Source organism: Streptomyces sp. NPDC090499 (assembly GCF_044769305.1).
GTDB lineage: Bacteria > Actinomycetota > Actinomycetes > Streptomycetales > Streptomycetaceae > Streptomyces.
This window is the reverse complement of record NZ_JBIVXP010000001.1, coordinates 469,182-483,272: the sequence shown is the minus strand read 5'-3', so window position 1 is coordinate 483,272 and position 14,091 is coordinate 469,182. Positions and strand designations below refer to the sequence as shown.

Genomic DNA, 14,091 nt, shown 5'->3' with positions numbered 1-14,091 from the left:
CCGGGCGCGGCGGGATCAGCCGCGGACCCCGCACAGGTGCAGCAGCGCCGCGACCGTCCGGTACGGATCCGTCCGCCCGGCCCGCTCCTCCACCGCGAGCAGCGTCTCCAGGTCGGCCGGTGCCCCGGCGCCGTCCGCGGCGGTGTCCGTGAACACCCGTACGCCGTACCAGGACTGCAGCGGCGCGCCGATGCCGGCGAGGGCGCCGGTCAGGGTGGTCAGCCGGTCCGCCCGGACGTCCAGGCCCAGCCTGTTCCGGTAGGAGACGGTGTCGAAGGACTCCAGGGCGCCCGCCCAGTCACCGCTCAGCCCCGGCCGCATCGCCAGCGCGTCCGCGTTGCGCACCAGCAGCGACAGCAGCCCGCCCGGGGCCAGCATCCGGGCCAGCCCGGCGAGCAGCGCGTCCGGCTCCGCGACGTACATCAGCACCCCGTGGCAGAGCACCACGTCGAAGCTGCCCGGCAGGAAGTGGACGCCGGTGTCCCGCCCGTCCCCCTGGACGACCCGCACCCGCTCGCGGACGCCCTCCGGCTCGGCGGCCAGGGCCTCCCGCGCGGCCGCGACCATCGCCGGTTCCCGCTCCACACCGGTCACCTGGTGCCCGGCGCGGGCCAGCCGCAGCGCCTGCGTGCCCTGGCCCATCCCCACGTCGAGCACCCGCAGCCGCTGCCCGACCGGGAAACGCCCGGCTATCTGCTCGTCGAGCTGACGGGCCACCAACTGCTGCCGCACCACATCACGCAGCCCGCCCAGCTTGTCCAGCCAGGCCTTCGCCGCACCCCCGGAGAACGGCTCTGTGCTCAGGGCCGCTCTCCGCGCTTGACCTGCGGCTTGGGCAGCCGGAGCCGGCGCATCTGGAGGGAGCGCATCAGGGCGTAGGCGACGGCGCCCTTCTTGTTCTGGTCGGGGAAGCGCTCGGCGAGGCGCCCCCGCAGCCGCAGCCCGCTGATCACCGCGTCGAGCACGATCAGCACGATCACGACCAGCCACAGCAGCAGCGCGATGTTCTTGATCGCCGCGTTGTTGACCACGCTCATGACCAGGATGACCACGGCCAGCGGCAGGAAGAACTCCGCCACGTTGAAACGCGAGTCGACCCAGTCGCGGGCGAACCTGCGGACCGGGCCCTTGTCACGGGCGGGCAGGTACCGCTCGTCTCCGGTGGCCAGCGCCTGGCGCTGCCGCTCCATGGCGGCGCGCCGGTCGTCGCGCTGGCGCTTGGCGGCGTCCTTGCGCGTCGTGGGCGTGTTGGCCACGCTGCGCCGCTGGGTCTGGGCCTCACTGCGCTTGGGCGTGGGCCTGCCCTTCGGGGCCTGCGGGTCACGGGTCTGCTTGGAGTCGGTCACCGCCGCCTTGTCGGCGGGGGCCTTCTCATCCTTGGCACGGCTACGGAACACAAAACCCAAGGGTACGGGGTCACGGGGTGTGGGCCCTAGTCCGGCGGGGAACGATCCCGCAACGCCGGTCGTCTCCATGGGGGGGACAGAGGGGACGTCGGGGACGCTTCGCTCAGGGAGACACCTACTACCTGTGCCGGAGCGGAGCTGTCGGTAGTCGTCCTTGGGGATGAGCGCATCGGTCCCCGAACAGTGCGGTAATGGAGTCAGGGCCCGTACTGTGGGTTCTGTCGCAGGATCTGTGAGCTGGAGTCCGTCAGAAGGGGGCGCGCGAAGCCCATGAGCGGTGTCATGAAGCGTATGGGGATGATCTTCCGCGCGAAGGCGAACAAGGCCCTGGACAGGGCCGAGGACCCGCGCGAGACCCTGGACTACTCGTACCAGAAGCAGCTGGAGCTGCTGCAGAAGGTCCGCCGGGGCGTCGCCGACGTGGCGACCAGCCGCAAGCGGCTCGAACTCCAGCTGAACCAGCTCCAGCAGCAGTCCTCCAAGCTGGAGGACCAGGGCCGCAAGGCGCTCGCCCTCGGCCGCGAGGACCTCGCCCGCGAGGCGCTGTCCCGCCGCGCCGCCCTCCAGCAGCAGGTGACCGACCTGGAGACGCAGCACGCCACCCTCCAGGGCGAGGAGGAGAAGCTCACCCTCGCGGCCCAGCGCCTGCAGGCCAAGGTGGACGCCTTCCGCACCAAGAAGGAGACCATCAAGGCCACCTACACCGCCGCCCAGGCCCAGACCCGGATCGGCGAGGCCTTCACCGGCATCTCCGAGGAGATGGGCGACGTCGGCCTCGCCATCCAGCGCGCCGAGGACAAGACGCAGCAGCTCCAGGCCCGCGCCGGCGCCATCGACGAACTCCTCGCCTCCGGCGCCCTCGACGACCCGACCGGCACGGCCAAGGACGACATCGCCGCCGAGCTGGACCGGCTCTCCGGTGGTACGGATGTGGAGCTGGAACTGCAGCGCATGAAGGCCGAGCTCGCCGGAGGATCGCCCCAGCAGGCGATCGAGGGCGGCACCGGCCAGGGCCAGCAGTCGCAGCAGCCGCAGGACACCCCGCGCTTCGACAAGCAGTAGCCGACGCCTGGAGGGCGACATGGCCGACATGGTCGTGAGGATCATGGGGGAGGGCCAGGTGAGGCTGGCGGACAGCCACCTCACCGAACTGAACAAGCTGGACGACGAGCTCCTCGCGGAGACCGAGTCCGGCGACGAGGCAGCCTTCCGTCGCACCCTGACCGCCCTCCTGGACAAGGTCCGGGAGCTGGGCACGCCGCTCCCGGACGACGCCCTGGAACCCTCGGACCTCATCCTCCCGTCCCCGGACGCGACCCTGGAAGAGGTCAGGGCCCTGCTCCGGGACGACGGCCTGATTCCGGGCTGACGGGTTGGAAAACAGCCCGTCCGGCCTTTGAGGACGAGGCCGAAGGCCGACAGCGGGGGTCCGGGGGCGGCAGCCCCCGGGGACGGTGCCCGCAGCGACCCGAACCGACAGTTCCGGCCCGCACCAACCCGCCGTACTGTTCAGTACGTGAGCACTCTCGAAAGAGCCCGCTGCAGAGCAGGCGCCCATCCACTCGCCGTGGACGCGGTCATCGCCGCGGGCGCCCTCGTCTGCATGGTCGTGAGCTCTTTCGCCGTGCCGCACGGCGGGCACGGCGTCGCCTGGGGCATCCGCACCCCGGACCCCCTCAGCCTGCTGCTCATGACGCTCGCCGCCGCGGCCCTGGTCTTCCGCCGGCACGCCCCGAAGACGGTCCTCGCCGTCACCGGCGCCGCCTCCGTCGTCGAGTGCGTCACCGGCGACCCCCGCGCCCCCGTCGCGATGGCGGCCGTGGTCGCCCTGTTCACCGTCGCCGCCACCACCGACCGCCGCACCACCCTGCGGGCCGGCCTGCTCACCATGACCGTGCTCACCGCCGCCGCGATGGCCGCCGGACCCCTGCCGTGGTACGCCCAGGAGAACCTCGCGATCTTCGCCTGGACCGGCATCGGCGCCACCGCCGGGGACGCCGTCCGCAGTCGGCGCGCGGTCTTCCAGGCCATCCGCGAGCGGGCCGAGCGCGCCGAGCGGACCCGTGAGGAGGAGGCCCGCCGCCGGGTCGCCGAGGAGCGGCTGCGCATCGCCCGGGACCTGCACGACGTCGTCGCCCACCACATCGCCCTGGTCAACGTGCAGGCCGGGGTCGCCGCGCACGTCATGGACAAGCGGCCCGACCAGGCCAAGGAGGCCCTCGGCCACGTCCGCGAGGCCAGCCGCTCCGCGCTGAACGAACTGCGGGCCACCGTCGGCCTGCTCCGCCAGTCCGGCGACCCCGAGGCGCCGACCGAGCCCGCCCCCGGCCTGCACGTCCTGGACGAACTCGCCGACACGTTCCGCAACGCCGGCCTCCAGGTCGAGGTCGCCCGCGCCGACCAGGGCACCACCCTGCCCGCCGCCGTCGACCTGGCCGCCTACCGGATCATCCAGGAGGCCCTGACCAACGTGCAGAAACACGCGGGACCCGACGCCAAGGCCGAGGTGAGCGTCGTACGCGTCGGACCGCACATCGAGGTCACCGTCCTCGACAACGGCTCCGGCGAGGAGACCGCCCCCGAGGAGGGCGGCGGCCACGGCCTGCTCGGCATGCGCGAGCGCGTCACCGCCCTGCGCGGCACCCTCACCACGGGCCCCCGCTACGGCGGCGGCTTCCGCGTCCATGCGATCCTGCCGGTCAAGACCGACACCGACGACCGTACGAGCGACCGTACGACCGGCCGTGCCAAGGGCCGTGCGGCCGCCCTGGGGGATTCCGTATGACGATCCGTGTCCTGCTCGCCGACGACCAGGCACTGCTGCGCAGCGCGTTCCGGGTGCTCGTCGACTCCGAGTCCGACATGGAGGTGGTCGGCGAGGCCTCCGACGGCGCCGAGGCGGTGCGGCTGACCAGGGAGCAGGAGGCCGACGTCGTCCTGATGGACATCCGGATGCCGGGCACGGACGGACTGGCCGCCACCCGGCTGATCTGCGCCGACCCCGCCCTCGCCCACGTGCGCGTGGTGATCCTCACGACCTTCGAGGTGGACGACTACGTGGTCCAGGCACTGCGTGCGGGCGCCTCCGGCTTCCTCGGCAAGGGCAGCGAACCCGAGGAGCTGCTGAGCGCCATCCGCCTCGCCGCGGGCGGTGAGGCGCTGCTCTCCCCGACGGCCACCAAGGGCCTGATCGCCCGCTTCCTCGCCCAGGGCGACCTCGGTGACGACGGCCGTACCCCGGCCCGCGGCGAGCGGCTCGACGCGCTCACCTCACGGGAGCGCGAGGTCCTCGTCCAGGTCGCCGGCGGGCACTCCAACGACGAGATCGCCGAGCGCCTGGAGGTCAGCCCGCTGACTGTGAAGACGCACGTCAACCGGGCCATGGCCAAGCTGGGCGCGCGGGACCGGGCACAGCTCGTGGTGATCGCGTACGAGTCGGGGCTGGTCCGCCCGAGGACGGACTGACCCCGACCCGGCGTCCTACTTCAGGACGACGGCCGACGTGCGGAACGGCTACCTGGGGCCGACCGCGAATGGCCGGGGGACGACAGAGAGAATCCCGCGGACGGGCCAGGGTTGGCGTGGGCGGCACGCCGCCCTTCTGCCGCTCCCAGAGAGAGATCCCGTCCATGTCCTGGCTCTCGAGATTCAGCCTTGCCCAGCGGGCCCTGATCGGGCTGATGTCCATCATCGTGATCGTCTTCGGGGCCATCGCGATCCCCCAGATCAAGCAACAGCTGATGCCCAACCTGGACCTGCCGATGGTGTCGGTCGTCGTGCCCTACCAGGGTGCGTCCCCCGACGTCGTCGAGAAGCAGGTCGTCGAACCTCTCGAGAACAACATCCAGGGCGTCAGCGGCATCAGGAGCGTCACCTCCACCGCCAGCGAGGGCAGCGCGCTGATCACCGCGTCCTTCGACTACGGCAACAACACCAAGCAGCTGGTCACCGATGTCCAGCAGGCCGTCAACCGCGCCCAGTCCACGCTCCCGAGCGGCGTCGACCCGCAGGTCGTCTCCGGGTCCACGGACGACATCCCGGCCGTGGTCCTCGCCATCACCTCGGACCGGGACCAGCAGGCCCTGGCCGACCAGCTCGACCGGACGGTCGTGCCGGACCTGAAGAACATCGGGGGTGTCAGCCAGGTCCAGGTCTCGGGTGAGCGGGACCAGCAGGTCACCGTCACCCCCGACGACGCCGAGCTGGCCGCGGCAGGCCTCGGCGCATCCGCGCTCGGCCAGGCACTCCAGGCCGGCGGCGTCACCGTCCCGGCCGGCTCCTTCGACGAGGACGGCTCCAGCCGCACCGTCCAGGTCGGCAGCGGCTACACCTCGCTCACCCAGATCCGGAACCTGATGGTCACGGGTCAGCAGCCCGGCGGCAAGCCGGTACGGCTCGGCGACGTGGCCACCGTCCGGGAGCAGTCGGCCCCTGCCGACTCCATCACCCGTACCGACGGCCGGCCGAGCCTCGCCGTCAACATCAGCATGGACCACGACGGCAGCGCGGTCTCCATCTCGAACGCGGTCAAGGACAAGCTGCCCGGCCTGCGCAAGCAGCTCGGCTCGGGCACCCGGATCACGGTCGTCAGCGACCAGGGTCCCGAGGTGTCGAAGTCCATCAGCGGCCTGACCACCGAGGGCGCCCTGGGTCTGCTCTTCGCGGTCCTCGTCATCCTGGTCTTCCTGAAGTCGCTGCGCTCGACGCTGGTGACCGCCGTCAGCATCCCGCTCTCGATCATCCTCGCCCTGATCGTCGTGTGGACGCGCGGTCTGTCCCTGAACGTGCTCACCCTCGGCGCGCTGACCATCGCCGTCGGCCGGGTCGTCGACGACTCGATCGTCGTCCTGGAGAACATCAAGCGGCACCTCGGCTACGGCGAGGAGCGCCGGGAGGCGATCCTGGGCGCCGTCCGCGAGGTGGCCGGCGCGGTCACCGCCTCGACCCTCACCACGGTCGCCGTGTTCCTGCCGATCGGCCTGGTCGGCGGCATCGTGGGCGCGCTGTTCAGCTCGTTCAGCATCACGGTGACGGCCGCGCTGCTCGCGTCCCTGCTGGTGTCGCTGACCGTCGTCCCGGTCCTCGCGTACTGGTTCCTGAAGGCCCCGAAGGGCACCTCGCAGGACGCGGAGCAGGCCCGCCGCGAGGCGGAGGAGAAGGAGGCGAACAGCCGCCTCCACCGCCGTTACGTCCCGGTGCTCCGGTTCGCCACGCGGCGCCGCGGCAGGAGCCTCGCCATCGCCGCCGGCGTCCTGCTGATCACCTTCGCCATGATCCCCGGGCTGAAGACCAACTTCATCGACTCGGGCAGCCAGCAGGTCCTCGGCATCTCCCAGGAGCTGAAGGCGGGCGCCAGCCTGGCGTCCACCGACGAGCAGGCCAAGCGGGTGGAGAAGCTGATCGAGAAGACCAAGGGCGTCAAGGACTACCAGGTCTCGATCGGCTCGCCCGGCGGCCTGGCGGCTGCCTTCGGCGGCACCGCGAGCTCCAACCAGGCCTCGTACCAGGTGATGCTGGACGACTCGGCGTCCTCCGACACCGTGCAGAAGCACCTCGAGGACGGCCTGGCCGAGCTGAAGGGCATCGGCACCACCACCGTGTCCGCCTCCGGCGGAGGCTTCGGCAGCCAGGACCTCAGCGTGGTCGTGAAGGCGGCCGACGCCGGCGTGCTGCGCACCGCCGCCGATCAGGTGCGGAAGACCATGGCCGGGCTCGACGGCGTCACGGACGTGACCAGCGACATGGCGCAGAGCGTGCCGCGGATCTCGGTCACCGCGAAGCCGGCCGCCGCCGCGGCGGGATACAACGACCAGACGCTGGGCGCCGCGGTGGCGGAGGCGGTCGGCGGCACCACCGCCGCGCAGGTGACCCTGGACGACACCGAGCACGACATCGTGGTCAGGGCGGCGAAGCCGGCCCAGACGCTGGCACAGCTGCGCGCGCTCGACCTGGGCCAGGTGAAGCTGTCCGACATCGCCGAGGTGAAGGTGGTAAACGGACCGGTCTCGCTGACCCGGATCGACGGCCGGCGCGCGGCGACCATCACCGGGCGCCCGACGGGCGACAACACCGGTGCGGTCAGCGGCAGGCTCCAGTCCGACCTCGACAAGCTGAAGCTCCCCGCGGGGGCCACGGCGCAGATCGGCGGCGTCACCTCGGACCAGAACAGCGCGTTCAAGAACCTGGGCCTGGCGATGCTGGCGGCGGTCGCGATCGTCTTCATGCTGCTGGTCGGGACGTTCCGGTCACTGGTCCAGCCGCTCATCCTGCTGGTGTCCGTCCCGTTCGCGGCGACCGGCGCGATCGGCCTCCTCGTGATCACCGGTACACCGATGGGCGTTCCCGCGATGATCGGCATGCTGATGCTGATCGGCATCGTGGTGACGAACGCGATCGTGCTGATCGACCTGATCAACCACTACCGGCGTGAGGGGTACGGCATCGTGGAGGCCGTGGTGGAGGGCGGCCGGCACCGGCTCCGCCCGATCCTGATGACGGCCCTGGCCACCATCTGCGCCCTGCTGCCGATGGCCCTCGGCATCACGGGCGAGGGCGGCTTCATCGCCCAGCCGCTCGCGGTCGTGGTGATCGGTGGTCTGATCACGTCGACCCTGCTGACGCTGCTGCTGGTCCCGACGCTCTACGCGATGTTCGAACTCCGCAAGGAGCGCAAGGACAGGAAGCGGGCGCCGAGGACGGGCCCGGGGGCCCCGGAGTCCGCCCCTGTGTCCGAGAGGCGGCAGCACGCGGCCATGTGACGGCCCCGCGAACGGCGGCCGGTTTCCGGAACACCACCGGGAACCGGCCGCCCGCGCGTGCCGGTTCCGTATGCTGGCGCCGCGAACTGCACGGCGGGGAAGGGGAGTTTCGGCGTGCCGCTGTACAAGGACGACCCGAGGTCCCTCGGCGGGTACAAGCTGGCCGACCGGCTCGGGGCCGGCGGAATGGGCATCGTCTACCGGGGTCGGTCGCGCTCCGGGCGCGAGGTCGCCGTCAAGGTGGTGCACGCCCAGTACGCCGAGGACCCCGTCTTCCGGGCCAGGTTCCGGCAGGAGATCGAGGCCGCCCGCCGGGTCAGCGGCGCCTTCACCGCCCCCGTCCTGGACGCCGACCCGGACGCGCCGGCGCCCTGGATGGCCACCCAGTACGTGCCCGGCCCCTCCCTCGCCGCCCGCATCCGGGCCCACGGCGCGCTCCGCGTCACCGAGTTGCGGCCGCTGGCCCTCGGCCTGGTGGAGGCGCTCCGGGAGATCCACCGGGCCGGGGTGGTGCACCGCGACCTGAAACCGGCCAACGTCCTGATGGCCGAGGACGGGCCCCGCGTCATCGACTTCGGCATCTCCCGGGCCGCCGAGAACCACAACACCCTCACCGAGACCGGGCAGATGGTCGGCACCCCGCCGTTCATGTCCCCGGAGCAGTTCACCGACGCCCGTACCGTCGGCCCCGCCTCCGACGTCTTCTCGCTCGGCGCGCTGCTGGTGTACTGCGTCACCGGACGCGGCCCCTTCGACGCCGACAGCCCCTACCTCACCGGCTACCGGGTGGTCCACAACGAGCCCGTCCTGGACGGCGTCACCGGCCCGCTGCGCGCGGTCCTGGAGCGCTGCCTGGCCAAGGACCCCGACGCCCGGCCCGGACTCGACGACCTGGCCCGCCAGTTCGCGGCGGCCCTGCCGGAGCCGTCGTCCGCCGAACCGCAGACGATGACCCTGCGGCTGCCCGCCACGCACCCCGGCCGCCACGCCCCGGCGCCCGACGCCGCCACCCCGCCGGTCACCGGCCGCCGACCCCGCCGCCGCACCCCCCGCGTGCTGCTCGCCGCCGCCGCGGTGACCGCCGTCGCCCTGACCGGCTACTTCCTGCTGGGCGCCTGGAACGGCGACGGCGAGGCCCGCACCGGCTCCTCGGCCCCCTCGGCGTCCTCGGCCTCCTCCGGATCCCGCTGGGGCACCCTCCCCACCGGCTGGAAGCCCTGGCAGACAACGGTGTCCGCGACCGCCGAGCAGGGGGTGAAGAAGGCGCCGGGCTACGAGGGCGACACCTCACCCTCCTGCGTCTCGGACGGCTCCTCCGTGTACTGCGGCGGCACCGCCCTGCTGCCCACCCGGGTCGACGCCACCACCGGCCGCACCCTCTGGCGGGCCGGCATCGCCCCCGCGGGCGTACCGGCCGACCGCTACATCACCACCGTCCTCGGCGTGGACGACGGCCGGGTCCTCGTCGAACTCCAGATCACCGACGACAACGGCGCGGGCAAGGCCCAGTCCGTCATGGCACTCGACGGCAAGGACGGCAGCAGGCTCTGGTCCCAAGCGGTCCGCACGGACAGCCTGGGGGCGGCCTACGGCGACGGGGTGACCCTGACCCAGGAGGGCGACGGCAGCACGTTCACCGTCCGCTCGGCGCGGGACGGCAGCGTGCGCAGCACCGTCCCCGTGCCCCGCGGCTGGCTCTGCTCGATGCTCTCCGCGGGCGACTTCCCCTATGTCGACTGCGGCGACCAGACGGACGGTTCGCACGCCACGAAGTTCTACGTCGTCCACCCCGCCGACGGCTCGGTGCGCACCCTGGACTCGCCCGCCCAGACGGCCAGTTTCGTCGGCACCCTCTCCGGACGGCTGCTCTTCCTGGAGTCGGACGACCAGGACGTCGAGAACGGCCCCGACCTGATCTACAACCGCATCGTGCGCGTCGACCCCGGCACCGGGAAGCGCACCCTGACCCCGCTGCCCGAGAAGTACCGGGGCGGGCTGCCCACCCTGGCCCACGGCACGCTCTACCTCGCCACCTCCAGCGGCCTGGTCACCGCGTTCTCTCCCACCACCGGGGCCCGGCTGTGGGAGAGCCACACGACCCTGGAGTCGCCGGGCCAGGCCTCGGTGGACGCCGCCGGGCGCACGGTCTACATGGCAGGCATGAGCGGCCGGGTGGTCGCCCTCGACGCGGCCGAGGGCACCGTCCTGTGGGAGTCCGCGGCCCGCGCCGAGGTCCTCGGAAACAGCGGCCTGCTGCCCACGGTCTGGTTCAACCGCGGCGCCCTGGTCCTCTCCACCTCCGACGGCACCGTCTTCACCCTCGACCCGGCACACCCCGAGCGGAAGCCCGTCTCGGGGTGACACCGGGGTGTACGGCTACGGCAGCGCCAGCATCCGCTCCAGGGCCAGCTTGGCGAACGCCTCGGTCTCCTTGTCGACCTCGATCCGGTTGACCAGGTTGCCCTCGGCCAGCGACTCCAGGGTCCAGACCAGGTGGGGGAGGTCGATGCGGTTCATGGTGGAGCAGAAGCAGACCGTCTTGTCGAGGAAGACGATCTCCTTGCCCTCGGGAGCGAAACGGTTCGCCAGCCGGCGGACCAGGTTCAGCTCGGTCCCGATGGCCCACTTGGAGCCGGCGGGGGCGGCCTCCAGGGCCTTGATGATGTACTCCGTGGAGCCGACGTAGTCGGCGGCGGCCACGACCTCGTGCCGGCACTCCGGGTGGACCAGTACGTTCACGCCCGGGATGCGCTCGCGCACGTCGTTGACCGAGTCCAGCGAGAAGCGGCCGTGCACCGAGCAGTGGCCGCGCCACAGGATCATCTTCGCGGCGCGCAACTGGTCGGCCGTGAGGCCGCCGTTCGGCTTGTGCGGGTTGTAGAGCACGCAGTCGTCCAGGGACATGCCCATGTCCCGGACGGCGGTGTTGCGGCCGAGGTGCTGGTCGGGCAGGAACAGCACCTTGTCGCCCTGCTCGAACGCCCACTCCAGGGCCCGCTGGGCATTGGACGAGGTGCAGATGGTGCCACCGTGCTTGCCGGTGAACGCCTTGATGTCCGCGGACGAGTTCATGTACGAGACGGGCACGACCTGCTCGGCTATCCCGGCCTCGGTCAGCACGTCCCAGCACTCGGCGACCTGTTCGGCCGTGGCCATGTCGGCCATGGAGCAGCCGGCCGCGAGGTCGGGCAGGACCACCTTCTGGTCGTCCGAGGTCAGGATGTCGGCGGACTCGGCCATGAAGTGCACACCGCAGAACACGATGTACTCGGCCTCCGGGCGGGCGGCCGCGTCGCGGGCCAGCTTGAAGGAGTCGCCCGTGACATCGGCGAACTGGATGACCTCGTCGCGCTGGTAGTGGTGGCCGAGCACGAAGACCTTGTCGCCGAGCTTCTCCTTGGCCGCGCGGGCGCGCGCGACCAGGTCCGGGTCGGACGGCGAGGGCAGGTCGCCGGGACACTCGACGCCCCGCTCACTCTTCGGGTCGGCCTCACGGCCGAGCAGCAGCAGGGCGAGCGGAGTCGGCTGTACGTCGAGTTCCGTGGTCTGGGCGGTGGTCACGACACGCACCCTTTCTACTTTTCGTCGTTCTGACGTTATCTATCATAACCGCTTCACGTCACTTTGACGATGGCCATTGCGTCGATGTGACATCAATCCCGGCGCCGAACGGGCGGGTGGCCGCCGGGTGGACGCAGGGTGGTCGCCTTGTGTGCAGGTCGCCGTGGGTGGCCGCGGCGACTGCTGTGCGTCACTTCGGGCATGTGCGAGCATGAAGAGGTAGGAAAAACGCGAGAACGCGCATGCCGGCCCGGAATGAATCAGCGGACCCGCCGGTTGCACTCGTCGGCAAGCAGTCTCCGTACAACCCGGGAGAGATGTAGATGTCCGTATCGGACGAGACCAGCACCGCCACCGACGGCATCATCCTGAGCGACGCCGCCGCGGCCAAGGTCAAGGCCCTGCTCGACCAGGAAGGCCGTGACGACCTCGCCCTGCGCGTCGCCGTCCAGCCCGGTGGCTGCTCCGGCCTGCGCTACCAGCTCTTCTTCGACGAGCGTTCCCTCGACGGCGACGTCGTGAAGGACTTCGGCGGCGTCAAGGTCGTCACCGACCGCATGAGCGCCCCGTACCTGGGCGGCGCGTCGATCGACTTCGTCGACACCATCGAGAAGCAGGGCTTCACGATCGACAATCCGAACGCGACCGGCTCCTGCGCCTGCGGCGACTCCTTCAGCTGAGCCGAAGGGCACACAGCAGGAAGGCGGCGGGCCCTCGTGGTGAGGGGCCGCCGCCTTCGTCGTTCCGTGCCGTGCGTGCCTATCCCACCTGCGGGTTCAGCGTGGTCGCCTGCTCCTTCGGAACGGCGCTGCCGTCCGTGCCGACCACCTTCCGGCCATCCAGCGGCGCGTCGAGGCGGATCGTCTGGTGGTACTGCTTGGCGATCATGACGCAGATCTTGTCCGGCCAGGGCGTCGCGGTCACCTTCACCACCACCTGCTCCGTACCCTCGTCGGCCGTCGCCTTGTAGTCGGCGCACACCCCGCCGGTGAAGGCGACGGTCAGCTCGCGGCCGTCGGCCGTGTAGCCGTCCACCTTCACGTTCTTCGTGGTCCCCGCCGAGGCGCTCGCACTCGCCGAGGGCGCCGGCGTCGACGAGGAGGCCAGGTACTTCGGGTCCACCGCCGGATACGTCACCGTGTACGAGTCCGCCGCCCCGCTCACCCGGAACAGCCAGGACGGCACCAGGGCCTGCCGCCCGGCGACGGACTGCGCGGCCAGCCCGAACACCGCCTCCTCGATCACGGCCGAGGACGTCGACGACGCGGTGGACGAGACGGTGGACGGCGACGACGCGCCGCACGGCTGCTCCAGCCGGTCCTTCAGCGGTACGGAACTGGCGCAGCCGCCGATGCCCATCCGGTGGTCCGAGCGCGGCGCCGCGTTCATCAGCGCCAGCGTCTTCGCGGCGCCCAGCACCGGATACGTGTCGCCCTTGGCGGGCGTCGCGAGCATCCCGTTGCCGCCGACCACCTCGCCCTGCCTGCTCACGGTCAGCCCGGTCGTCCAGCCGTACGTCGGCAGCCCGCCGACCACCGGATCGGCGTTCACCACCCGCTGGGCGCCCATCACCTGGCTCGCGTCGAGCTTCGCGTCGTCCTGCCCGAGCGCCTTCAGCACCGGGGCCGCCGCCTGCTCGGCGTCGCCGACGCTCACCGGGTCACCGGCCGGGGCCGCCGGGTCCTGGGTGCACAGCAGGCCGCGCTTGCAGTTGTCGGTGCCCGGGGCGTAGCGGCTGTACGTCCAGATGCCGGGGGCCGCCCGGTTCACCTGGAGGCTCCCGCCCGAGCCGTCGTTGTCGGTCCCCACCTTCCAGACGCCGTCCTCGGCCACCGGGGCGCCCTCGATGCCGAGCGCCTTCGCCAGTGCGGCGACCCGGTCCTTGGAGACCTCGCCGGAGGGCTGGTACACGGCGGCCGAGCCGGGGCCCGCGGGGAGCGTGCCGCTCGCCCGGTACGTCACGCCGTAGGGATTGGGCTCGCCCGGGGCTATGCCGTTGCCGCCGGAGGAGTAGCCGTCCAGGGCGAGGGGCGGGGGAGTGGAACCGCCGGACGCGCCCGTGGTCGTACCGCCGCCGGAGTCGGAGCCCGTGTTCGCGGCGAGGTAGGCGCCACCTCCGCCGACCAGCAGGACGGCGGCGGCCACGGAGGCGATGACGAGGGCGGGGGAGCGGCGGCCGGGAGCGAGATCGCCGGCCTCCTCGGCCCCGGCCCCGGCGCCGGATTCGGCCTCGGGTGTTCCGGGAGACTCAGGAGCGTCGGAGGCATCGGAAGACACGGCTGCTTCCGGCTCGGCGGGGGGCTCCGCGGGCTCGACGGGCTCGGCGGCGGCCTCGGCGGCCGGAACCACGTCCGCCTCGGGGGCCG

General features: G+C 71.9%; 11 protein-coding genes. 7 read left to right on the top strand and 4 right to left on the bottom strand.

Annotated elements, in window-relative coordinates; genetic code table 11:
• Positions 1 to 15 precede the first annotated feature (15 nt).
• Both ACIQVL_RS02205 and ACIQVL_RS02200 read right to left on the bottom strand, forming a co-directional pair.
• Positions 16 to 717 carry a class I SAM-dependent methyltransferase gene (locus ACIQVL_RS02205; RefSeq protein ID WP_403474780.1) on the bottom strand — a complete coding sequence of 234 codons (702 nt, stop codon included), beginning with the start codon at positions 715 to 717 and terminating at the stop codon, positions 16 to 18.
• An 83-nt stretch (positions 718 to 800) separates the two neighbouring features.
• Positions 801 to 1,475, bottom strand: a complete 675-nt coding sequence (locus ACIQVL_RS02200; RefSeq protein WP_403474031.1) for a DUF3043 domain-containing protein — start codon at positions 1,473 to 1,475, stop codon at positions 801 to 803.
• A 201-nt stretch (positions 1,476 to 1,676) separates the two neighbouring features.
• Between ACIQVL_RS02200 and ACIQVL_RS02195 the strand changes: the two genes are divergently transcribed.
• From ACIQVL_RS02195 to ACIQVL_RS02170, 6 genes are all read left to right on the top strand, one after another.
• A complete protein-coding gene (locus tag ACIQVL_RS02195) occupies positions 1,677 to 2,468 on the top strand; it encodes a PspA/IM30 family protein (protein ID WP_362581794.1) in 792 nt (263 codons plus the stop codon).
• A 28-nt stretch (positions 2,469 to 2,496) separates the two neighbouring features.
• The gene (locus tag ACIQVL_RS02190) at positions 2,497 to 2,775 is read left to right on the top strand and encodes a hypothetical protein (protein ID WP_294008958.1); all 279 of its coding nucleotides are present in this window, start codon (positions 2,497 to 2,499) and stop codon (positions 2,773 to 2,775) included.
• A 147-nt stretch (positions 2,776 to 2,922) separates the two neighbouring features.
• Positions 2,923 to 4,191 (top strand): sensor histidine kinase, encoded by a 1,269-nt coding sequence (locus ACIQVL_RS02185; protein ID WP_403431194.1) that lies wholly within the window; start codon positions 2,923 to 2,925, stop codon positions 4,189 to 4,191.
• A complete protein-coding gene (locus ACIQVL_RS02180) occupies positions 4,188 to 4,871 on the top strand; it encodes a response regulator (protein WP_403431197.1) in 684 nt (227 codons plus the stop codon). Before ACIQVL_RS02185 ends, ACIQVL_RS02180 begins: the two co-directional genes overlap by 4 nt.
• Positions 4,872 to 5,035: 164 nt before the next feature.
• The gene (locus ACIQVL_RS02175; protein WP_403474030.1) at positions 5,036 to 8,164 is read left to right on the top strand and encodes an efflux RND transporter permease subunit; all 3,129 of its coding nucleotides are present in this window, start codon (positions 5,036 to 5,038) and stop codon (positions 8,162 to 8,164) included.
• Between the two features lie 114 nt (positions 8,165 to 8,278).
• Positions 8,279 to 10,525 (top strand): PQQ-binding-like beta-propeller repeat protein, encoded by a 2,247-nt coding sequence (locus tag ACIQVL_RS02170; protein ID WP_403474029.1) that lies wholly within the window; start codon positions 8,279 to 8,281, stop codon positions 10,523 to 10,525.
• A gap of 15 nt (positions 10,526 to 10,540) precedes the next feature.
• Here the strand turns inward: ACIQVL_RS02170 and nadA are convergent, their stop codons facing one another.
• On the bottom strand, positions 10,541 to 11,725 hold the full coding sequence (nadA, locus tag ACIQVL_RS02165; protein WP_403431206.1) for a quinolinate synthase NadA: 1,185 nt from the start codon (positions 11,723 to 11,725) through the stop codon (positions 10,541 to 10,543).
• A gap of 323 nt (positions 11,726 to 12,048) precedes the next feature.
• On the opposite strand from nadA, the gene ACIQVL_RS02160 reads away from it, so the two are divergent.
• Entirely contained in the window at positions 12,049 to 12,405 is a 357-nt protein-coding gene (locus ACIQVL_RS02160; protein WP_030951236.1) for an iron-sulfur cluster assembly accessory protein, read from the top strand.
• Between the two features lie 79 nt (positions 12,406 to 12,484).
• On the opposite strand, the gene ACIQVL_RS02155 is transcribed toward ACIQVL_RS02160, so the two are convergent.
• A partial coding sequence (locus tag ACIQVL_RS02155; RefSeq protein WP_403474028.1) for a hypothetical protein occupies positions 12,485 to 14,091 on the bottom strand: 1,607 nt, incomplete at its 5' end.